Raw genomic sequence first — 21,729 nt, 5'->3', positions numbered from 1 at the left:
GCGGCTTTGGCGACGGCGCCGTAAGGAAACCGCCCCCGGGGAGGGGGCGACTCAGGGCCGGTTCAGCACTCCTCGCAGGCGACATCGCCGGCGAGCTCGTCCGCTTCCACCAGCCCGCCGGTGCGGCGTTCCAGCGCCTGCGAGGCGACGCACAGGCCGAGCGCGCCCACCGCCAGCCCGGCGCCGACCCAGGGCAGGTCCGCATAGCTGATGCCGAAGGTGATCGCCGCCCCGCCGATCCAGGCACCGGCGGCATTGCCGAGATTGAACGCGCCCTGATTGAGCGTCGAGGCGAGGTTGGGCGCGCCTTCCGCGGCGTCCACCACCCGCATCTGGATCGGCGGCACCACGGCGAACACCAGAATGCCCCAGACGAAGACGGTGGCGACCGTGGCGGCGGCAAAGCCGCTGAGGAAGACGAAGGCCACCAGCACGGCGGCCAGCCCGATGAAGCTCGCCATCAGCGAAGGCATCAGCCGCCAGTCCGCCAGCTTGCCGCCGAGCAGATTGCCGATGGTAATGCCGACCCCGAACAGCAGCAGCACATAGGTGACGGCGTGCGGGGTGAAGCCGGTCACGTCGCGCAGCAGCGGCGCGATATAGGTGAACACCGAGAACAGGCTGGCGGAGGCCAGCACGCTCATCAGCATGGTGAGGATCACCTGCGGGCGCTTCAGCACCGCGAATTCGCGCAGGATATTGCCCGAGGCATGGGGAATGTCGCGCGGCACCCACAAAGCGATGGCGCTGACCGCGAGAATGCCGATGAGCACCACCGCCCAGAAGGTGGAGCGCCAGCCGGCGGCCTGGCCGAGCGCGGTGCCGAGCGGCACGCCGAGCACATTGGCCAGCGTCAGCCCGGCGAACATCAGCGCGATGGCGCTGGCCCGCTGATTCGGCGGCACCAGATTGGCCGCCACCACCGCGCCGATGCCGAAAAACGCGCCGTGGCAGAAGGCGGTGACCACCCGCGCGCCCATGAGGAACCAGTAGTCCGGCGCGATGGCGCAGAGGAAATTGCCGAGCACGAACATGCTGGCAAGGCCGATCAGCGTGCCCTTGCGCGGCAGGGAATTGGTGATGATGGCGACGATGGGCGCGCCCACCACGACGCCGAGCGCATAGCCGGTGACCAGCAGGCCGGCGGCGGGGATGCTGACCGAGAGATCGGCGGCGACCTCCGGCAGGAGGCCCATGATGACGAATTCGGTCGTGCCAATGCCGAAAGAGGCCATTGCGAGGGCCAACAGCGGAAGCTGCATCGCGAAACGCTCTATGTCGAAAAAGGGTGTGTTCGCTGCCCTTTAGCAGCGCGATTCCGGCAATCCTATGCACGTTGTATTGCAACGCAGCAACATGACCGCGCGCGCGGCAGCCATGCGTAACGCTGGAAGGGGCCGGGTTCAGCCGCCGGTAAGGCTCATATGCCGGCGCACCGCCGGGGCCTGGCCGGGGCGGTCGATCACGAAATCGTGCCCCTTGGGCTTGCGGAAGATCGCCTCGTCCAGCGCGGCGTGCAGCGTCTCGTCGCTCTCGGAGGCACGCAAGGGCGCGCGCAGATCGGCGGCGTCGTCCTGGCCGAGGCACATATAGAGCGTGCCGGTGCAGGTGACGCGGACGCGGTTGCAGCCCTCGCAGAAATTATGCGTCAGCGGGGTGATGAAGCCGAGCCGGCCGCCGGTCTCCTTGATGCGGACATAGCGCGCGGGCCCGCCGGTGCGGAAGGCAATGTCCTCCAGCGTCCAGCGCTCGGCGAGACGCGCGCGCACGGTGGAAAGGGGGAGATACTGGTCGATGCGCTCGGCGCCGGTTTCGCCCAGCGGCATCACCTCGATGAGCGACAGGTCCATGCCGCGCCCATGCGCCCATTCGACCAGCGCGGGGATCTCGTCCTCATTCTCGCCGGCCAGCGCCACGGCGTTCAGCTTCACATGCAGCCCGGCCTGCTGCGCGGCGTCGATGCCGGCGAGCACCTTGTTGAGGTCGCCCCAGCGGGTCAGCGCCCGGAAACGGTCGGGGTCCAGCGTGTCGAGCGAGACATTGATGCGCTTCACCCCGCAATCGGCGAGTTCGCGGGCGAAGCGGGCGAGCTGCGAGCCATTGGTGGTCAGCGTCAGTTCTTCCAGCGCGCCGGAATCGAGGTGGCGGCCGAGCGAGCGGAACAGGGTCATCACATCGCGGCGCACCAGCGGCTCGCCGCCGGTGAGGCGCAGCTTCTTCACGCCGCGCGCGACGAAGGCGGAGCACAGGCGGTCCAGCTCCTCAAGCGTCAGCAATTCGGGCTTCGGCAGGAAGGTCATGTGCTCGGCCATGCAGTACACGCAGCGGAAATCGCAGCGGTCGGTGACCGAGACGCGCAGATAGGTGACGGCGCGGCCGAAATTGTCGATCAGCGGCGCACGCGGGGTTTCGCGCTGAAAACGGTCGATGACGGCTTCGCTGGTGCTCACGCAGTCGCTCCCGCGCCGAAGGGCGCTGTTTCTTGCGTCCATTTCTAAAGGCCGGGGGCGGACCTGCCAAGCCGCGCAACCCTATCGGCCGATAGCCTAACCCATTCGTGAAACGGGCTTTGCGCAAACGCCGCCGCGTTGTTCAGGGGGATTGGCGAAGCCGCGCGCTCTGTCTATGTGGGGAGGAACGCGAGAAGAGGAAGACGCCCGTGACCGACGCCGCCCATTGGCCGACCGAGATCAAGGTGCACAAGGACCGCCGTGTGCTCACCATCGCCTTCGAGGGGGGGACGAGCTACGCGCTGCCGGCCGAGCTGCTGCGGGTGGAAAGCCCTTCCGCCGAGGTGCAGGGCCATTCGCCGGCCGACCGCCAGCTGGTGGCGGGCAAGCGCGAGGTGCGGATCGAGGAAGCGATCCCGGTGGGGAATTACGCCGTGCGGCTGATCTTCGACGACGGGCATTCCACCGGCATCTACACTTGGGACTGGCTGTACGAGCTCGGCCGCGACCAGGAGACGCGCTTCAAGCGCTATCTGCAGGAGCTGGCGGCGAAGAACCTGTCGCGCGATGCCCCCGGCGCCGTGCGCCGGCACTAAAGACCGCGCCGTGCGCCGGCACTGAAGGAACGCGCGGTGCGCGGGCGGCCTTCCGGCCGCCCGGCGAGCCGCTCAGTTGAGCACGACGACCGTGGTGCCGACCTTTACGCGATCATAGAGATCGGTCACGTCGTCATTGGTCATGCGGAAGCATCCGGACGACACCGCCTGGCCGATCGTCTCCGGCTCGTTGGAGCCGTGGATGCGGTAGAGCGTCGAGCCGAGATACATGGCGCGGGCGCCGAGCGGGTTGTCGATGCCGCCGGGCATGTAGCGCGGCAGGTCCGGGCGGCGCTGCAGCATCTGCGGCGGGGGGGTCCAGCCCGGCCATTCGGCCTTGCGGGTTATGGTCTTGATGCCGCCCCAGCGGAAGCCGTCGCGGCCGACGCCTATGCCGTATTTCAGCGCCGTGCCATTGTCCTGCACCAGATAGAGTCGGCGCTCGGCGGTGTTCACCACGATGGTGCCGGGCTTGTAGGGGCCATTATAGGCCACGGTCTGGCGCCGGATCGAGGAGGTGCCCTTTACCGGCCCATTGCCGAAATTCGACGGGCGCGGGAAGAAGCTGAAAAAGGAAGGCGTGCTCGCGCTCTGCGCCATGGCGGGCGCGCTGCCCGCGATGAGCGCGGCGCCCAGCACCAGGGCGGCCATTGTCTTCAGTCGCATCGTAAGCCTCATCTTATGCCCCGTTCGTCGGCCCGCCGCGGAGGGGGACCTCCGCCCGGCCGGCATTCGGGACGCCGGCGGCCGCCGGTGCAGTATGCGGCGAAAATCCGGCGGGCGCCTTGGCCTAAGGCGCATTGCCGCCGCATTTGCGCCGGCCTATGGCGCGGAAGCCACAGCGGGCTATTTCGCCGGGCTGCCGAAGATGAGTTCGCTCACCGGCCGGCCGAAGAAGCGGGCCCCGGCCATGGTGAAATGCGAGCTGTCATGCTGCAGCGGTTCGCCCTCCACCATCAGCGGACAGTCGGCGTTGCCGCAGGCGGCGTCGAACACCGAGATATAGGTGACGCCCGGCATGGTGGCGAAATGCGCGGCGAGCGTCTTGTCGGATGTGCGGGCGCCGGGGAGGGCATCGCTGCCGGCGTCGGTCGAGGGGTCGCCGGCCTCGATGCGGCGGGCGAGCAGCTTCGGCACCGCGTCGCGATACAGCGGCACGGGCCCCACCACCACGACCCTGATGCCTAAGCGCACGAACTCCGCGATCGCCTCGTCGAGATCGGGCGTCGCCACGCTGAGGCCGCCAAGCACCAGAATATCCGGCTTGTTTTCCTCCACCCATTTGCGCGCGAACAGGTTCATCTCGCGGCAATAGGGCACGACGCGGGCATAGCGCTCGCTCACCGGCGGGCAGGCGGCGCCGGTGATCTGGCCGACATCATAGCCGCGCGCTTCGCCCGCCGCGAGGATGGCGGTGATGAAATGGGCGATATGGCTGCTGCCCCAGACCATGACCGAGGGATGGCGGGTGGGCAGGCATTCCGGCTTCGCCTTGTACTCGGCGAGGAAGAAGGGGGTGAAGCACACGCCCTGCCGAAAAACCGGGTCGCCATTATAGAAGGCATAGGCGGCGAGGCGCTGGGCCTCGGGCGAGAGCCGCTGCGGCAGGCCGCGCGTGGCGATGGCGATTTGGGCGAAGACGGCGAGCACCAGTGTGCCGGCGAGCGTGGTGCCGACGAGGACCTTCGGCGTGAACAGACGCCGGTTGAGGCGCACCGGCTGTTCGACGAAGCGCCAGGACAGGAAGCCGAGCAGCAGCGACAGCGCCACGCCGCCGACGAGGAAGGGCAGCGGCGCCACCGGCCCCAGCCACTCCTTGACCAGCGCGACGATGGGCCAGTGCGCGAGATAGAGCGAATAGGAGATCTTGCCGACGAAGACCATCGGCCGGCTGCCGAGCGCGCGGGTGCCCAGCGTGGCCACGCCTTCCCCGCCCCAGATCACCAGCGCCGCGCCGACGCAGGGCGTGAGCGCGCGCAGGCCCGGGAAGGGGGAGGAGGCTTTGAGCATCAGCATCGTGCCGAGGATCATCGCGCAGCCGCCGAGCACCGCGGCGGCGCATTCCGCCGGCTTCTGCGAGAAGCGTACGCCCGGCAGCGCCAGCGCCGCGCCGATCAGCATTTCGAAGGCGCGGAAGGGCAGCAGGAAATAGGCGGCGGCGGGATCGCGCGTCAGCATCAACTGGCTGGCGGCCAGCGAGGCGACGAACAGAACCAGCACGCCGATGACGAGGGCGCGGCGGCCGAAGCGGTTCAGCAGCAGCACGACGGCGGGAAACAGGAAATAGAACTGCTCCTCCACCGCCAGCGACCAATAATGCAGCAGCGGCATTTCCTGCGCCGCCGGGGCGAAATAGTCGGTGCGCTGGTAGAAGAAGATGTTGCCGACGGCGAACACCGACCACAGCACCGAGCGGCCGAAGATCAGCATCTGGTACGGCAGCAGGATCAGCGCGGCGGCGATGGCAGTGACCGCCGTGACCGCGAGGAAGGCCGGTGCGATGCGGCGGATGCGCCGCTCATAGAAGGCGAGCAGCGAGAAGCGGCCCTCGGCCACGTCGGCATAGATCGACTTGCAGATCAGATAGCCTGAGATGACGAAGAACACGTCGACGCCGACGAAGCCGCCCGGCAGCCATTTCGCACCGAAATGATAGAGCACGACGCCGAGAACGGCGATGGCGCGCAGGCCGTCAATATGGGCGCGGTAGCGAAGGGAGTGGTGCACGAGACATCATCGACGGCTGGGGGGAGGCGGAACGGCAGGGGCCGGGCCGCGCCATTAGTGGGAGTAACGACCTAGCACCGACCTTGGCCGAAGTAACGCCCGAGCGCGGTGCTGACGGTTGATCGGGGCGCGGATGTGGCGGTCGTGCCATGGCGCTGCGTCAGGGCGCGGCGGGAGGCGCGGGCGCGCCCGCCGAGGTGTCGCCGAAGATCAGCGCGCCGAGCCGGCTGCCGTAATAGGCGACGCCCTCGCGGGTGAAATGGCTTGGGTCCAACTGCAATGGCGCTCCGTCGACCATCATCGGGCAGTTCCCGTCCGGGCACATGCTGTTGAGGATGGACACGAAGGTGACATTGGGATTGCCGGCGAAATGCGCGGCCATCAGCCGGTCGGCGCGGCGTGTGCCCTCGGTCAGGTCGTCATCGGCCAGGCGGCTCGGCTCGTTGCGGTACATGCGTTCGGCGAGGATTTCCGGCGCGGGTCGGCCGAACTGCGGCACCGGGCCGAGCAGGATGACGCGGATGCCGGCGGCGTGCAGCTGCGCGAGCTGGGCGTCGAGCAGGCGGAAATGGTCCTCGGAGACTAGCGTGTCGCCGCCGATCACCAGGATGTTCGGCTTGTGCGCCAGCAGCCAGTCAAAGGCGAAGCGGTTCAGCTTGTCGCACATCGGGCTGGAGGGCGCTTCGACCAGCGGCAGGCAGGCGGCGCCGGTCATCTGGCCGACGGCATAGCCATGCGCCTTGCCGATGGGTTCCAGCGCGCCGATGAACTGGGCGACATGGCTGCTGCCCCAGAGCACGAGGCTGGGATGCGTCTGCGGCAGGCATTCCGGGGCCGGTGCCTCGCGCGGGCGGTTGCCGTTGATGAAACAGGTGCCGTCGCGCACCACCTCGCGGAAGGGGTAGCGCGTATAGGTCAGCACGCGCTGGATCTCCGGTGACAGCCGGCCGGGAAAGCCGCGCGTGTCGGACGCGGCCGTGCCGAAGGCGATGAGCAGCGCCCCGCCCACCGCCGTTCCGCTGAAGACCCACCGGCGGGAGAACCGCGCCGTGTTCTGCCGCGCCGGCTGTTCCACGAAGCGCCAGGACAGCCAGCCGAGCAGGGTGGAGAGCGCGACCCCGCCGAGGAGGAAGGCTGGCGCCGGCAGGTCCGGCAGCAGCGGGCGGGCAAAGACCACGATCGGCCAGTGGACGAGATAGAGCGAATAGGAGATGGCGCCGAAGAAGACGAGCGGGGGCAGCCCCATGAGACGCGCCGGCAGGCTCGTGACCCGCTCGCCGCCCCAGATGGCGAGCGCCGCGCCAAGGCAGGGCACCAGCGCCAGCGCGCCGGGGAAGGGCGCGCGTTCGGTGATGAGCAGCATGCCGGCGAGAATGAGGGCAAGCCCCGCTGCCATCGCCGCGCCGCCGGCCTTCGCGCTCACGGGAAAGCGCACGCCCGGCAGGGCAAGAGCGGCGCCGATCAGCAGCTCGAAGGCGCGGAAGGGCAGCAGATAGAACGCCGCCGCCGGGTTGAACGGGCGCACGATCTCGCAGGCGATGAGCGAGGCCGCGAGCAGGCCGAGCACCAGCTTCGCCCGCGCCTTCGGTGCAAAGCGGGCGATGAGCAGCAGGAGGCCGGGGAACAGGAAATAGAACTGCTCCTCCACCCCCAGCGACCAGTAATGCAGCAGCGGGGTCTCTTCCGCCGAGGGGCCGAAATAGTCGGTCCGCAGGTAGAAATAGACATTGCCGAAGGCCAGCACCGCCCAGATGAGCGAGCGGCCATAGGTCATCAGCGGATTGGGGAAGAAGATCAGAAAGGCACACAGGCTGGTGACCGCCGTGACCGCGAAGAAGGCCGGCGCGATGCGCCGCATCCGCCGCTCATAGAAGCCGAGGATGGAGAAGCTGCCGGCATCCACATCGGCATAAAGCGACTTGGCGATGAGGAAGCCGGAAATGACGAAGAACACATCGACGCCGATGAAGCCGCCCGGCAGCCAGTGCGCGCCGAAATGGAACAGCACCACGCCGAGCACGGCGATGGCGCGCAAGCCGTCGATATGGGCGCGATAGCGCAGGGAGCGATGCACGGGGGACTGATGACCTTGTAGCGGACGGAACGGTGGCGCCGGAGCAGCCCCGTTTACGCCAAGCGCAGGCCGGCTGGCCATATGGATTGTGCGGGGCGGCGCCGGGGTGGCTGCCCGTCCCTCATGCTGCTACGGTGTCTGGGTGTTGACGATTTTCCTGAAGGGGCCGATTGAAGGGTGCAAAGCCTAGCCATGCTGAAGCCGGGGCCGGGACCCCGACTGGTCCTCACGCACATTCCCAAATCGGCGGGGACGGCGCTGCGCTATTCGCTGATCGCCGCCACCCAGGCGGAGCACGTGGTGGCCGGCTTCGACCGCTGCCTGTTCGGTGGCTTCAGGAATTTCGACGCGTTCGAACCGCAGGTGCGGGCGATCGTTGCCCTCGCGCCCGAGGAACTGCCGGCCGCGCCGGATCTCGTTTGCGGCCATTACGCGGCGAGCACGACCCGCGCGCGCTACCCCGGGGCGCCGCACATCACCGTTCTGCGCGAGGCGCGCGCGCCTGCTCTCACACTGGACCTATTGGCGCTGCGCCGCCCCCGGCCACGCTCCGGGCTGGGGTGGATGGGAGAGCTATGTGGCCAAGGCCACCGGCACTCTGGTGGATTTCCTGACGGATCCCCTGCTCGCCGGGCCGGTCGACAATGTCGGGCTGCGCATGCTGCTGTGGCCGCATCCGCTGATTCGGGACGAAGCGTTCATCGCCGAAAGCGACGATGCCGAACTGCTCGCTCTGGCGATCAAGGTGCTCGATGGCTTCGATTTCGTCGATGTCATCGAGAATCGGCAGTTCGAGCCACGCCTGGCGAAATGGATGGGTGTCGATTTGCGTCTGGAGCGGCTGAACGAGACCGCGCCGGTCCCAGCCGAGCTGTGCGCGCCGCTGGAGCGCATGCTCACGCCCGAGGCGATGACGGCGCTGGCGCAGCGTTCGCGGCTCGATGATGCGCTGTGGCGCTATGTGGTCGGCAAGCATCTGGCACCGGCGGCCGTCGAGGCCTTGCGCGAGGCGGCCTTCGCCGCCGCCATCGCCCGGCATGCGCGGCTGATGCAGGGCCCCGCCCTCACAGAAGCGAAAGCTGCGCCGCCGGAGCCTGCCCCTCAGCCTCAGCCTCAGCCTGAGCCTGAGCCTGCCTCCCCGCCGCCCCCGCCGCGCCGGTCGCTGCTGGCGGGTCTTCCTTGGCCGTTCCGCGCGCGACGATGACGAGGAGGTCGTCGGCGAGCGGGCGCTGCAGCGCCTTCGCCTCGCTCCAGGGCGCGCGCAGCCAGGTCTCCCGCTCCTCGGCGGTGGTGAGAATCACCGGCATCGCCTTGGGGTGAATGGGGGCGACGACCCCGTTCGGCTCGCAGGTGAGGAAACCGAACAGCTCGTGCTGCCCTTCCACCGGCGCGGCCTTGGTGCCGCGCGTGCCGGTCCAGCGCGTCCACAGCCCGGCGAAGAAGGCGAGGGGGCGGCTCTCCTCCCGCGCGAACCACACCACATCCTTGCGGCCGGTGGCGGGGTTGGGCACCGGCGCATATTCGGAAAAGCTGGTGAAGGGCACGAGGCAGCGATGCGCCGGCCCGCTCCACGCCCGCCAGTGCGGCGAGGCGAGATTGCGGATATTGGTCACCGGCGGCCCGGCGACGGAGGGTGGCGAGGGCATGCCCCAGCGCGCCAGCGCCAATTCGCGCACCCCGTCTTCACCGGTGCGGACGATGGGGGCGGGATAATCCGGGAAGATGCCGCTCTGCGGCGGCAGATTGCCGGCGAGATTGCGCAGCGTGCCGACGAGATCGGCGATGGCGTGGAGATTGGAGTGGTGGCTGTAGAGGTTGCACATGGCGGCCCCGCTGGCCGGCTTCCGGCCTGCCGCGTTCCCGAGAGGAGCGGCGAGAGAAGGGAAGCGACGATGGTGGGCGATGCAGGGATTGAACCTGCGACCCCTCCCGTGTGAAGGGAGTGCTCTCCCGCTGAGCTAATCGCCCGTCGGCCCCGTGAAAGTCGTCGGGGCCAGCGCCATCGCGGCGGGGTTTAGTGTGTCCACGCCCCGGGTGTCAAGCGCCGCGCGCAGCTACCCACGGGAGAGTAGCTGCTCCACCGTCTCCACCAGCCGGTCGTAATGGTCGATGAACACGTCGCCGCCCAGTTCCTCCGCCGGAATCTCGGTGTAGCCGAAGGGCACGACGATGGAGGGAATCCGGGCGTTCTTGGCGGTGAGCACGTCGGTCATGCTGTCGCCGACCATGATGGCGCGGGTGGCGACGCCGCCGGCGCGCTCGATGGTGCCGAGCAGATGGCCGGCATCGGGCTTGTAGACGGGGAACGTATCGGACCCGGCGATGACGGCGAAGCGGTCGGAGAGTTCCAGCCGGTCGAGCAGCAGGCGGGAGAGATATTCCAGCTTGTTGGTGCACACCGCCAGCACATGGCCGCGCGCCGCCAGTTCGTCCAGCGCCGCGACGAGCCCGGGAAAGGGCGTCGACGAATCGGCGATGTGGGCGGCGTAATGGTCGAGGAAGCGCGCATAGAGCGCGTCGAATTCCGGCGGGGTGACGGTGAGGCCGGCGGCGGTGAGGCCGCGATTGACCAGCGCCTTGGCGCCGGCGCCGATCATCTTGCGGGTGTCCTCGCGCGGCAGGCGGGCGGCGCCGGCCTCGTCGAGCACGATGTCGAGCGTGTCGAGCAGGTCCGGGGCGGTGTCGACGAGCGTGCCGTCGAGGTCGAAGGCGATCACGGCAGGGGGCGTGGAGGGCATGGCGATTTCCGTGGAGGGTGACGGGAAAAGGGCGGCGACCCGCCGCCGCGAGACGGGCGTGCCGCTCTAGGCCTACAATCCTGCCGCTTTTGCTGTCCAGCCTTCCGCGTCCATCGGGCGCACGCGGGCGAGGCTGCGGCGGCCGTGGACGAGAAAGACGCAGGATGATCCGGCTATGAGGATGACGATGCAGAACGGGCACAGGGCAATCGTGGCGGCCGTCTTCGGGCTGGCCGTGCTGGCGGCCGGCGGCGCGCTGGCGCAGGAGGGCAAGCCGGAGGGCGGGGCCGACCCCGCTGGCGCGCCCACCGAGGGGGTCGGCTATGTCTTCGCGTCTCCCCCGGCGGCGCAGGCCAACCGGCTCTATTCCGTGAATGTGCGCACCGGAGAGGTGAATGCCTGCCAGTTCGAGCGCCCCGAGGGGAGCCTCGTCGGCGTTACCCGCTGTTTCCACCGCGATGCCAGCGCCCAGGGCACCACGCCGGGGCGCTATGACATCATGTCCACGCGCTATTCCGGCGAGACCGGCATCTTCCGGGTCAATGCGATGACCGGGCAGATGAGCGTCTGCTATGTCCGCGACATGCCCAAGGACGGCGGTGGCGTCGAGCCGGCCGTGGTGTGTACGCCGCCTTCCAGCCAATGATCGCCGGGGAGGCGCGGCCGGCGGGCTTGTCGGCGCGCGCCAACGGCGCTACGCACGAGCTGACGATCGAGAAGTCCTAAAAACAGGGGCCCCGGGACGATCATGTCCGACGCAGAGACGCTGAAGAGACAGGCTGCCGCGCAGGCGCTGGAATATGTGCGCTCGGGCATGAAGCTCGGCCTCGGCACTGGCTCGACCGCCCGGCATCTGGTCGATCTGCTCGCGCTGCGGGTGAAGGAAGGGCTGGAAGTGGTCGGCGTGCCGACCTCCGAGGCCACCCGCGCCCAGGCGGAGGAACTCGGCGTTCCCCTCGGCACGCTGGACGAGCACCCGGTGCTCGATCTGTGCATCGACGGCGCCGACGAGATCGGCCCGGACCTGACGCTGATCAAGGGCGGCGGCGGCGCGCTGCTGCGCGAGAAGATCGTCGCCTCGGCCGCCAAGCAGATGATCGTCATCGCCGACGCCTCGAAGAAGGTGGAGGTGCTCGGCACCTTCCCGCTGCCGATCGAAGTGGTGGATTTCGGCGTCGCCGCCATCCGCCGTGGCATCGACCGCGCCGCCCGCGCGGCGGGCTGTCATGGCCTGCTGACGCTGCGTCGCCGCGCCGATGGCCATGTTTTCGTCACCGATCAGGGACACCTGATCCTCGATGCGGCCTATGGCAGCATCACCAACCCGGCCGCGCTTGCCGCCGAGCTCGCCAATGTGCCGGGCGTGGTCGAGCACGGCCTCTTCATCAATCTGGCGAGCCGCGTCATTCTCGCGGGCGCCGGCGGCGTGACGGTCATCGACCGCGCGTGAGCAGTTCGTCAGGAGACTTTCATGCAGCTTGATATTGCCGCACCGCGTGTCGCCCGGCGTGCCACGCCGCTGGCCGCCGCCGCAATGGGCCTCGCCCTGTTCGTCGCCGGCACCCCGGCGCTGGCGCAGGACACCGCCCCGTTCCAGCTCGCCCAGGCGGCGACCGCGCCGGCCGCCAAGCCGCCGCAGCCCAGCGCCGAGCAGCTGAAGCTCGCCAATGAGCTGCTGGTCGCGAATGGCGAGGCCAGCAGCTTCGATGCCGTGATCCCCAATGTGGTGGAGCAGACGGCGGCCGGCTTCGTGCAGTCCAACCCGGACCTGATTCGCGATCTGCGCGAGGTCGCCAAGCAGCTCTCGGCGCAGTATGAGAGCCGGCGCAACGAGATCGTGCAGATCCTCGCCACCATCTACGCCACCGAGTTCACCACCCAGGAGCTGCGCGAGCTGCTCACCTTCTACCGCTCGGAGGCCGGCAAGAAGCTGGTGACCAAGCGCGAGGAACTGCTCAAGGTCGGCTTCAGCAGCATCCAGGCCTGGAGCGCCCAGTTCGCCCGCGAGATGGAAGTCCGCGTGCGCGAGGAGATGAAGAAGCGCGGCTTCACCATCTGAGGCCATCCGCTCCCCCGAAATGAAAATGCCCGGCTCGCGCCGGGCATTTTTGTGTCTGGAGGTCGGCGCGCTCAGTCCTCGTCGCCGCCGACCGGCGCCTTGCGGCCGGTGATGACGTAGAACAGCAGCGGCCCGAACAGAGCGAGGGCGGACAGCGCATAGAGCGTGAGCGCCACCGGGCTCTGGAACAGCACCACGGGATCGCCGACGCTGATAGCGAGCGCCCGGCGCAGCTGCTGCTCGGCGAGCGGGCCGAGGATGAGCCCCACCACGACCGGGGCGATGGGATAGTCGTAGCGCCGCAGCACATAGCCCAGCAGACCGAAAACCAGCAGCATGCCTAGTTCGACAAGCGAGGGGTTCGCCCCCAGCGTGCCGAGCGTGGCGAACACCAGAATGCCGCCATAGAGCCACGGGCGCGGAATGGCGAGCAGGCGCACCCACAGGCCGACCAGCGGCAGGTTCAGCACGAGGAGCATGCCATTGGCGATGAACAGGCTGGCGATGAGCCCCCAGACGAGGTCCGGGTTGGTGGCGAACAGCAGTGGGCCGGGGTTCATGCCGTATTGCTGGAAGCCGGCGAGCATGATCGCCGCCGTCGCCGAGGTCGGCAGGCCGAGGGTGAGGAGGGGCACCAGCACGCCGGCCGCTGCCGCATTATTGGCCGCCTCCGGCCCGGCGACGCCCTCGATGGCGCCGTTGCCAAACTCGTCCGGCTTGCGGCACAGCCGCTTTTCCAGCGCATAGGACAGGAAGGTGGGGATTTCCGCTCCGCCCGCCGGCATGGCGCCGATGGGGAAGCCCAGAAACGTGCCGCGCAGCCACGGCTTCCAGGAGCGCTTCCAGTCCTCCTTGTTCATGAACACCGACCCCTTCACCGGCTCGATGACCTCGTCTGCCCGCGCGCCCGCCGCCACCACGGACAGCGTCTCGCCGATGGCGAACAGGGCGACGGCCAGCGTCGTCACCTCGACGCCGTCGAGCAGGTCCGGCACGCTGAACGACAGCCGCGCCTGCCCGCTCTGCAGGTCGATGCCGATGAGGCCGAGGGCGAGGCCGATGAACAGGCTGGTGAGGCCGCGCGTGACCGAGGAGCCGAAGGCCGCCGACACGGTGGTGAAGGCCAGCACCATCAGCGCGAAATAGTCTTCCGGGCCGAAGGAGATGGCGAGATCGACCACGGTCGGCGCCACCAGCGCCAGCCCGATGGTGGCGATGGTGCCGGCGACGAAGGAGCCGATGGCGGCGGTGGCGAGCGCCGGCCCGCCGCGCCCGGCGCGGGCCATCTTGTTGCCTTCCAGCGCGGTGACGATGGAGGAGCTTTCCCCCGGCGTGTTCAGCAGGATGGAGGCGGTGGAGCCGCCATACATGCCGCCATAATAGATGCCGGCGAACATGATGAGCGAGCCGGCCGGGTCGAGCTTGAAGGTGATGGGCAGCAGCAGCGCGACGGTGAGCGCCGGGCCGATGCCGGGCAGCACGCCGACCGCGGTGCCGAGCATGACGCCGACAAAGGCGAATAGCAGGTTCATCGGCTGCAGGGCGACCATCAGGCCCTGGCTGAGAGCGGCGAACGTATCCATGGCGGCGCCCTCAGATCAGCCGTTCGAGCGGGCCGGCCGGCAGGGCCAGCTGCAGCCCCTTGGCGAACACCACATAGATGAGGAAGCACATCGCCGCCCCGGCGAGGAAATGGCCCCAGAGCGGGCCCTTGCCGAAGCCCTTGGCGGTGGCGGCGAACAGCCAGCCGGTGGCGAGGGCGAAGCCGGCGCCGAAGGCCAGCAGCGCGATCTGGCCGATCAGCCCGGCCAGCACCCAGGCCATGGGGCCGATCTCGTCGCGCGGGCGGTCCTGCGCGCCCTCGCGCACCGCTTCGACCGCGTTGGCCAGCGCCAGCAGAGCGAGGCCGGCGGAAATGATGGCGGGGAACACTTCCGGGCCGACGGCCGAATAGGAGTTTATCCCGGAGAGCCGCCACGCATCCCAGCCGATCACGAGGGACAGCACGGCGAGGGCGAAGGCGATGACGAAGCGGGCCTTGTCGGGGCCGTGGGTGGAGGAGGGGCGGGGATCGCTCATCGGCGAGGCTCCGGGGTGGGGCGGAAAGCAAAGGCTCCCCCGCGGCATGCCGCGAGGGAGCGGGGACAGGTGCAGACGGCGCGCGCCTTACTGGGCGAGGCCGATGTCCTTCAGGATGGTCTGGGTGGCGGCGATGTCCTTGGCGAGCTGGGCGTCGAAGGCCTCACCCGAGAGATAGGTGTTGGCCCAGCCCTTCTGCGCCAGCATGTCGGTCCACGCCTTGGACTTCACCATCTTGTCGATGGTGGCGCTCAGCGCCTGCTTCTGCTCCGCCGTGATGCCCGGGGCGGCGGCGATCATGCGCCAGTTCTGGATTTCCACGTCGACGCCCGACTCCTTGAAGGTCGGCACATCGGGGGCGTCCGGCAGGCGGGCGGCGCTGGAGACGCCGAGGATGCGCAGCTTGCCGGCCTTGGCCTGCGCGTCGAACTCCGACAGGCTGGAAATGCCGACCGTGACCTTGCCGCCGAGGATGGAGGCGAGCGATTCGCCGCCGCCGGAGAAGGCGATGTAGTTCACCTTGCGCGGATCGACGCCGATCGCCTTGGTGAACAGCCCGGCGGTGATGTGGTCGGTGCCGCCGGCCGAGCCGCCGGCCCAGGACACTTTCTGCGGGTCCGCCTTCAGCGCCGCGACGAGATCGGCCAGCGACTTCAGCGGCGAATTCGCCGGCACAGCGATGGCCTCATACTCGCCGGTGAGGCGGGCGATCGGGGTGACCATGGACAGGTTCACCGGCGACTTGTTGGTAATGATGGCGCCGACCATGACATAGCCGCCGACGATCATCACATTGGGATCGCCCTTGCTGCCATTGACGAACTGGGCGAGGCCGATGGTGCCGCCGGCGCCGGGCACGTTCAGCACCTGGACGTTCTGCACCAGCTTGTCGGTCTGCAGCACATGCTGGATGGAGCGGGCCGTCTGGTCCCAGCCGCCGCCGGGCGCGGCGGGGGCGATGATCTTCAGCTCGTTGATCTCGGCATAGGCCGCACTGAAAGGCGCGGCAGCGACGGCGGCGGCGAGCAGCGCCCCGCGAAACAGATGCTTCATGGTTTCCTCCGAGGACTGGGCGACGGCGCATTGGACGCTGGCCGCCGCTTTGGACGCACTAAGGGAAGCTAAGGCCGCCGGGGCCTCGCTGTCGAGTTCCCCGCAAGTATGAGTTGCCCGCGCCCCCACGAATTCGCACAGGAGCCATGCCGATGCTTGACGGGGGCGGCGCGCGGGGCGACATGCGAGAGACAGCGCAGCGCGGAGAGCCACACATGGACCAGTTCGACGTCGACCTCTTCGTCATCGGCGGTGGCTCCGGCGGCGTGCGCGCTGCCCGCATCGCGGCAGGCCACGGGGCCAAGGTGATGCTGGCGGAGGAATACCGGCTCGGCGGCACCTGCGTCATCCGTGGCTGCGTGCCCAAGAAGCTGTTCGTCTATGCCGCCCGCTTCGCCCATGAATTCGAGGACGCCGCCGGCTTCGGCTGGAGCGTCGAAGGGGCCCGCTTCGACTGGCCGACGCTGATCGCCAACAAGGACAAGGAGATCGCCCGGCTGGAAGGCGCCTATACCGCCAACCTCACCCGTTCCGGCGTCGAGATCGTGCGCCAGCGGGCGAGCCTGGCCGGCCCGCACAAAGTGCGCCTTGCCGACGGAACCGAGCTGCGGGCGCGCACCATCCTCATCGCCACCGGCGGGCGGCCCAATCGCGGGCTGGATTTCCCCGGCTGCGAGCTGGGCATCTCCTCCAACGAGATCTTCCATCTCGAACGCTTCCCGGAACGCATCGTCATTCAGGGCGCGGGCTATATCGCGCTGGAATTCGCCAGCCTCCTCGCCGGGCTCGGCGCCAAGGTCACGGTCATCCATCGCGGCGACAAGCTGCTGCGCGGCTTCGACGGCGACATTCGCGACCGCATCGTCGACGAGATGGCGCAGACCGGGGTGGAGTTCGCCTTCAACGTCACCATCGAGGGCATTTATGCCGAGGGCGGCGAGAAGCGCGTGCGGCTGAATGACGGGCGCGACCTCTATGCCGACGAGGTGATGCTGGCCATCGGCCGGGTGCCGAACACGATCGGCCTCGGCCTCGATGCGGCCGAAGTGCATCTCGACGAGGCCGGCGCCATCGCGGTGGATGCGCAGTCCCGCACCAACATCCCCTCCATCTACGCGGTGGGCGATGTCACCAACCGGGTGAATCTCACCCCGGTCGCCATCCGCGAGGGCCACGCCTTCGCCGACACGGTGTTCGGCCAACGGCCCTGGCAGGTGAGCTATGACAACATCCCGACCGCCGTGTTCACCGAGCCGGAGATCGGCACGGTAGGGCTGACAGAGGAGGAGGCGCGGGCGCAGGGCCGGCGGCTCGACATCTACAAGACCGATTTCCGCCCGCTCAAGGCGACGCTGTCGGGCCGCACCTCGCGCGTGTTCATGAAGATCGTCGTCGACCAGGCCGATGACCGCGTGCTCGGCCTGCACCTCATCGGCGAGGGTTCGGGCGAGATGGTGCAGATGGCGGCGATCGCGATGAATATCGGCGCCACCAAGGCCGATTTCGACCGCACCATGGCGCTGCATCCCTCCAGCGCGGAAGAGCTGGTGACGCTGCGTTCCAAGCACGCCAGCAGCGACCCGCTGCCCGAAGCCTCCGCCGAGGCGACGCCGGCGCTATAGCGCGCGGGGCTCCTGTACCACACGACCCCTCATCCCCGGGCTTGACCCGGGGACCCAGCCACGATGCCGGGTGGCGCGACGCCTGGGTGGCCGGGTCAAGCCCGGCCATGAGGGAAGGGGGGCTTCGGTGGCCGCGATGCGAGGGTACGGGGAGGGGCATGCGCAAGGGCGCGCGGGGGCATGCCGGACCTTGCGGCGGCGCACTGGCGCGGCGGCGAGGCTTGGGTGTATAAGGCCCCCCTTTCCGCCGGGAAGAGCCCGGTGTGTGTGGAGCTTGTGGAGGCCGTCATGTCTGATCGCTGGACGCCGGATAGCTGGAGGGCACTGCCCGTTCAGCAGGTGCCGGAATATCCGGACGCCGCCGCTTTGGCGGCGGTGGAGCGTCAGCTGGCCTCGTTTCCGCCGCTGGTGTTTGCCGGTGAGGCGCGGCGCCTGAAGCGCGAGCTGGCGAAGGTCGCCAATGGCGAGGCCTTCCTGCTGCAGGGCGGCGACTGCGCCGAAAGCTTCGCCGAGCATTCGGCCGACAATATCCGCGATTTCTTCCGCGTCTTCCTGCAGATGGCGGTGGTGCTGACCTATGCCGGCGCCTCCCCCGTGGTGAAGGTGGGGCGCATCGCCGGCCAGTTCGCCAAGCCGCGCTCGGCGCCGATGGAAACCGTGAACGGGGTGGAACTGCCCTCCTATCGCGGCGACATCGTCAACGACATCGAGTTCACGCCGGAAGCGCGCATCCCCGATCCGCGCCGCCAGCTTGAGGCGTACCGCCAGTCGGCGGCGACACTGAACCTTTTGCGCGCCTTCGCCAATGGCGGCTATGCCAGCCTCGGCAACGCGCATCAGTGGATGCTCGGCTTCATCAAGGATAGCCCGCAGTCCGGCCGCTATCAGGCGCTCGCCGACCGCATCACCGAGGCGCTCGACTTCATGCGCGCCATCGGCATCGATCCCGAGCACCATCCGGAGATGCGCTCCACCGAGTTCTTCACCTCGCATGAGGCGCTGCTGCTCGGCTTCGAGGAAGCGCTGACGCGGGTGGATTCGACCACGGGCGACTGGTACGCCACCTCCGGGCACATGATCTGGATCGGCGACCGCACCCGCCAGGCCGACCACGCGCATATGGAATATTGCCGTGGCGTGAAGAACCCGCTCGGGCTGAAATGCGGCCCGTCGCTGAAGCCGGATGACCTGATCCGCCTCATCGACACGCTGAACCCGCAGAACGAGGCCGGCCGCCTCACGCTGATCGCCCGCTTCGGCGCCGACAAGGTGGGCGACCACCTGCCGGCTCTGGTGCGCGCGGTGAAGCGCGAGGGCCGCACGGTGGTGTGGTCCTGCGACCCGATGCACGGCAACACCATCAAGGCGGCGTCGGGCTACAAGACCCGGCCCTTCGACCAGATCCTCAAGGAGGTGAAGGACTTCTTCGCCGTCCACGCGGCCGAAGGCACTTTCGCCGGCGGCGTGCATCTGGAAATGACCGGCAAGAACGTCACCGAATGCACCGGCGGCGCACGCGCGATCTCGGATGCGGACCTCAAGGACCGCTACCACACCTATTGCGACCCGCGCCTCAATGCCGAGCAGGCCATCGAGATGGCCTTCCTCGTCGCCGAGCTGCTGAAGCAGGAGCGCTCGAACCGGGTGCGCCCGGTGATCGAGGCCGCCGAGTAGGTCCCGCGCCTATCGGTGCGCCAGGGAAACGCAGAGCACCGCGGCCTCCGGGCCGCGGTGTTTTCGTGAGGAGGATGCGTGTCGCAGCCTGAGACCGCACGGCATGTCCTGCTTGAAACCGCGAATGTGCGTGTCGTCCGCACCGGCGGCACCCGCAGCGATGTGGTGTTCGTCACCTTCGAGCCGCATGTGCTCGACAAGAATCCCGAGCGCCAGGCCTTCGGCGAGAAGTTCCTGCGCGACAATGGCTTTCCTGCCTACCATTTCTTCGCCAACGACAATTTCTGGTTCCAGTACCCGGAAATGGAAGAGGTGCTGGCGAAGGTGCGGGCCGATATCGCCCCCGGCACCGACATCGTCGCCTATGCCGTGAGCATGGGCGCCTATGCCGCCATCCGCTTCGCCGGGCGGCTCGGGGTGACGCGTATCCTCGCCTTCTCGCCGCAATACAGCATCGATCCGAAAAAGGTGCCGTGGGACAGCCGCTGGGACCGGCTGTTCGACCGCCCGCGCCAGATCCTGTGGGAGCATCTGATGGCCCCGCGCGGCGTGCCGATCTATCTGTTCTACGACCCGCACAATCGCGACCGCCGGCATGTGCGGCTCTATGCGCGCGAGGCCGATGTGGTGCCGGTGCGGGTGCCCTATGTCGGCCATGGCTCGATCACCGCCGTGATGCAGAGCGGCCTGCTCGCCGAGGCGGTGCTCGCTGTCGGCGAGAATCGCTTCGATGCGGCCGGCTTCCAGCGCAAGCTCGCCTCGCAGCTCGACCGCTCGCCGCTCTACCGCGAGAAGCGGGCGCTGAAGCGCCGGCGGTTCCACCGCCGTCTCATCGCCGACATCATCGACCGCTTCGGCCTCTGACGCCGCGCCGGGGCGACGGGACTCAGCCATAATCGCGCAACCTTCGGAAATTGTGATTGTCCGCAGGTGACGCCTCTGGCTAGTTTGCCCTCGCATGAAGGGGCCCCTGCTGGCGGCCCAGCGAGGCAGGCGTGCGTGAGCTCATCTTCGAGAGCGAGAACCTAACGGTCGTCAAGGTTCCCGGCGAACAGGACGACACGGTCTTCGTCACCTTCGAATCGATGCGGGCGGACTGGCCCAAGGGCCGCAAAGGCTTCGGCGAGGACTTCTTCGCCAAGCGGGGGCGCACCGCCTATCTGTTCCTGCCCTCCGGAAACTGCTGGTATCAATATCCGGAAATGTCCGAGGCGCTGGCGCGGGTGCGGGCCGATGTTCCGCCGGGCACGCGCCTCATCGCCTATGGCATGAGCATGGGCGGCTATGCCGCCTACCGCTTCTCCGGGCCGCTCGGCGCCGATGTGGTGATCGCCTTCTCGCCGCAATACAGCATCGACCGCTGGCGCGTGTGGTGGGAGCGGCGCTGGCGCTCGCAGAGCCGCTCCGTCATCTGGGACCGGCAGATGCCGCGCGCCGAGGCGGTGAAGTACGTCTTCTACGACCCGCTGAACCAGGACCGGCGCCACATCCGCGCCCTGCGGCGGGAGGCGCCGCTGGAACTGGTGCGCATCTATTTCAGCGGCCATGCCTCCATCGCCTATGTCAATGAATGCGGCCTTTTGGAATCGGTGGTGATGGACATCGCCGAGGGTCGCTTCGACGCGGCCGGCTTCGAACGGCGCATCTGGCAGCGGCGACAGGTGTCGGAAACCTACGCCAAGATCCGCCAGCGCAAGCGCACCGGCCTGTTCCGGCGCCTGCGCTATCTCGTCATCGAGCATCTGCTCGAACGCCGGCTCGGCATGGGAGGCGGTTCCGATGCGGCGGGGCTGACCCCCGACCGCGCGCGCTGAGGGCGGCGCGGTGCGGCAGGCCCTGTTCCGGTCCGACAATGTCGAGGTGGTGAAGGTGCCGGGGCGCGGCGAGGGCCCGGTCTTCGTCACCTTCGAACCGATGCTGGAGGCGCGCGCGCCGGACCGGCGCGGCTTTGGCGAAGCCTTCTTCGCCAAGCGCGGCATCACCGCCTATCACGTGCTGTGCCGGGGCAATGACTGGTACCAGTACCCGGAGATGCAGCAGGCACTCGCGGCGCTGCGGGCGGACATCGCGCCGGGGGCGCGGGTCATTCTCTATGGCTCCAGCATGGGGGGCTATGCCGCGCTGCGCTTTTCCGGCTGGCTCGCGCCCGACACCATCATCGCCTTCGCCCCGCAGGCGAGCGTCGATCCGGCGCGGGCGGGGTGGGAGAAGCGTTGGGCACCGCAGACGCCGGACCTGATGTGGGACCGGCTGGCGCCGCACACGCGCGCCACCTGCTACGTCGTCTACGATCCCTTCAACATGGATCGGCGCCATGTGGCGCTGCTGGGCCGCGAGGTGACGCTGGTGCCGCTGCACAGCCATTTCAGTGACCATCACGTCACCGAATATGTGCTGGAGAGCGGCCTGCTGGAATCGCTGCTGCTGGGCATCGCGCAGGGGACGTTCGATGCCTGCGCCTGGCAGGCCGAACTCTGGCGGCGGCGCGGCGCGATCTCCTATTACCGCGCGCTGCGCCCGCGCAAATGCCGGGGCCTGCTGCGCCGCTGGCGCTATGGCCTCATCGAGCGCTGGCTCGATGTGCGCTATCGCCGCGGCGTCGGCGACCGCCCCCGGCCGGGTGTGCCGGCAGGGGCGGTGCCGCGCGGAGACTGAAC

General features: G+C 68.7%; 19 protein-coding genes and 1 tRNA gene. 9 read left to right on the top strand and 11 right to left on the bottom strand.

From position 1 onward, the window contains the following. Positions 1-62: 62 nt before the first annotated feature. Both K9D25_RS19525 and moaA read right to left on the bottom strand, forming a co-directional pair. Entirely contained in the window at positions 63-1,262 is a 1,200-nt protein-coding gene (locus tag K9D25_RS19525; protein WP_244377543.1) for an MFS transporter, read from the bottom strand. Between the two features lie 141 nt (positions 1,263-1,403). Next, positions 1,404-2,450 (bottom strand): GTP 3',8-cyclase MoaA, encoded by a 1,047-nt coding sequence (moaA, locus tag K9D25_RS19520; protein WP_244377541.1) that lies wholly within the window; start codon positions 2,448-2,450, stop codon positions 1,404-1,406. Positions 2,451-2,659: 209 nt separating this feature from the next. Between moaA and K9D25_RS19515 the strand changes: the two genes are divergently transcribed. After that, positions 2,660-3,046, top strand: coding sequence for a gamma-butyrobetaine hydroxylase-like domain-containing protein (locus K9D25_RS19515; protein ID WP_244377539.1), 387 nt, complete (start codon positions 2,660-2,662; stop codon positions 3,044-3,046). Positions 3,047-3,118: 72 nt separating this feature from the next. Here K9D25_RS19515 and K9D25_RS19510 read toward each other — a convergent pair whose 3' ends face one another. From K9D25_RS19510 to K9D25_RS19485, 6 genes are all read right to left on the bottom strand, one after another. Beyond that, entirely contained in the window at positions 3,119-3,724 is a 606-nt protein-coding gene (locus tag K9D25_RS19510) for a L,D-transpeptidase (protein ID WP_244377537.1), read from the bottom strand. A gap of 168 nt (positions 3,725-3,892) precedes the next feature. Continuing rightward, positions 3,893-5,773 carry an acyltransferase family protein gene (locus tag K9D25_RS19505; protein WP_244377535.1) on the bottom strand — a complete coding sequence of 627 codons (1,881 nt, stop codon included), beginning with the start codon at positions 5,771-5,773 and terminating at the stop codon, positions 3,893-3,895. A gap of 160 nt (positions 5,774-5,933) precedes the next feature. Continuing rightward, positions 5,934-7,847: an acyltransferase family protein gene (locus K9D25_RS19500; RefSeq protein ID WP_244377533.1), complete on the bottom strand. Its 1,914-nt coding sequence runs from the start codon at positions 7,845-7,847 to the stop codon at positions 5,934-5,936. A 1,064-nt stretch (positions 7,848-8,911) separates the two neighbouring features. Further along, entirely contained in the window at positions 8,912-9,670 is a 759-nt protein-coding gene (locus K9D25_RS19495) for an SOS response-associated peptidase (protein ID WP_244377531.1), read from the bottom strand. A 70-nt stretch (positions 9,671-9,740) separates the two neighbouring features. Then, positions 9,741-9,815, bottom strand: a tRNA-Val gene (locus K9D25_RS19490). Between the two features lie 86 nt (positions 9,816-9,901). Beyond that, positions 9,902-10,585 carry an HAD-IA family hydrolase gene (locus K9D25_RS19485; RefSeq protein ID WP_244377529.1) on the bottom strand — a complete coding sequence of 228 codons (684 nt, stop codon included), beginning with the start codon at positions 10,583-10,585 and terminating at the stop codon, positions 9,902-9,904. A gap of 175 nt (positions 10,586-10,760) precedes the next feature. Between K9D25_RS19485 and K9D25_RS19480 the strand changes: the two genes are divergently transcribed. The 3 genes from K9D25_RS19480 (at position 10,761) to K9D25_RS19470 (ending at position 12,644) form a co-directional block, all read left to right on the top strand. Next, positions 10,761-11,231: a hypothetical protein gene (locus K9D25_RS19480; RefSeq protein WP_244377527.1), complete on the top strand. Its 471-nt coding sequence runs from the start codon at positions 10,761-10,763 to the stop codon at positions 11,229-11,231. Positions 11,232-11,333: 102 nt separating this feature from the next. Further along, complete coding sequence (gene rpiA, locus K9D25_RS19475; RefSeq protein ID WP_244377525.1) at positions 11,334-12,035, top strand: ribose-5-phosphate isomerase RpiA; 702 nt, start codon at positions 11,334-11,336, stop codon at positions 12,033-12,035. 21 nt (positions 12,036-12,056) lie between these two features. After that, on the top strand, positions 12,057-12,644 hold the full coding sequence (locus K9D25_RS19470; RefSeq protein ID WP_244377523.1) for a DUF2059 domain-containing protein: 588 nt from the start codon (positions 12,057-12,059) through the stop codon (positions 12,642-12,644). Positions 12,645-12,715: 71 nt separating this feature from the next. On the opposite strand, the gene K9D25_RS19465 is transcribed toward K9D25_RS19470, so the two are convergent. From K9D25_RS19465 to K9D25_RS19455, 3 genes are all read right to left on the bottom strand, one after another. Continuing rightward, positions 12,716-14,227, bottom strand: coding sequence for a tripartite tricarboxylate transporter permease (locus K9D25_RS19465; protein ID WP_244377521.1), 1,512 nt, complete (start codon positions 14,225-14,227; stop codon positions 12,716-12,718). A 10-nt stretch (positions 14,228-14,237) separates the two neighbouring features. After that, a complete protein-coding gene (locus K9D25_RS19460; protein WP_244377519.1) occupies positions 14,238-14,723 on the bottom strand; it encodes a tripartite tricarboxylate transporter TctB family protein in 486 nt (161 codons plus the stop codon). Between the two features lie 87 nt (positions 14,724-14,810). Next, a complete protein-coding gene (locus K9D25_RS19455; RefSeq protein ID WP_244377517.1) occupies positions 14,811-15,776 on the bottom strand; it encodes a Bug family tripartite tricarboxylate transporter substrate binding protein in 966 nt (321 codons plus the stop codon). A gap of 215 nt (positions 15,777-15,991) precedes the next feature. Between K9D25_RS19455 and gor the strand changes: the two genes are divergently transcribed. The 5 genes from gor (at position 15,992) to K9D25_RS19430 (ending at position 21,727) form a co-directional block, all read left to right on the top strand. Next, on the top strand, positions 15,992-17,398 hold the full coding sequence (gene gor / locus K9D25_RS19450) for a glutathione-disulfide reductase (protein ID WP_244377515.1): 1,407 nt from the start codon (positions 15,992-15,994) through the stop codon (positions 17,396-17,398). A 288-nt stretch (positions 17,399-17,686) separates the two neighbouring features. Next, positions 17,687-19,072, top strand: coding sequence for a class II 3-deoxy-7-phosphoheptulonate synthase (locus K9D25_RS19445; RefSeq protein WP_244377513.1), 1,386 nt, complete (start codon positions 17,687-17,689; stop codon positions 19,070-19,072). Positions 19,073-19,150: 78 nt separating this feature from the next. Further along, positions 19,151-19,936 carry an alpha/beta hydrolase gene (locus K9D25_RS19440; RefSeq protein WP_244377511.1) on the top strand — a complete coding sequence of 262 codons (786 nt, stop codon included), beginning with the start codon at positions 19,151-19,153 and terminating at the stop codon, positions 19,934-19,936. A gap of 131 nt (positions 19,937-20,067) precedes the next feature. Beyond that, entirely contained in the window at positions 20,068-20,886 is an 819-nt protein-coding gene (locus K9D25_RS19435) for an alpha/beta hydrolase (protein WP_244377509.1), read from the top strand. Positions 20,887-20,896: 10 nt separating this feature from the next. Continuing rightward, complete coding sequence (locus tag K9D25_RS19430; RefSeq protein WP_244377507.1) at positions 20,897-21,727, top strand: alpha/beta hydrolase; 831 nt, start codon at positions 20,897-20,899, stop codon at positions 21,725-21,727. Positions 21,728-21,729: the final 2 nt, after the last annotated feature.

The organism is Ancylobacter polymorphus (assembly GCF_022836935.1).
In the GTDB taxonomy this organism is placed as follows: domain Bacteria; phylum Pseudomonadota; class Alphaproteobacteria; order Rhizobiales; family Xanthobacteraceae; genus Ancylobacter; species Ancylobacter polymorphus_A.
Note: the sequence above shows the minus strand (reverse complement) of the source record. Positions and strands in the feature narration are given on the sequence as shown.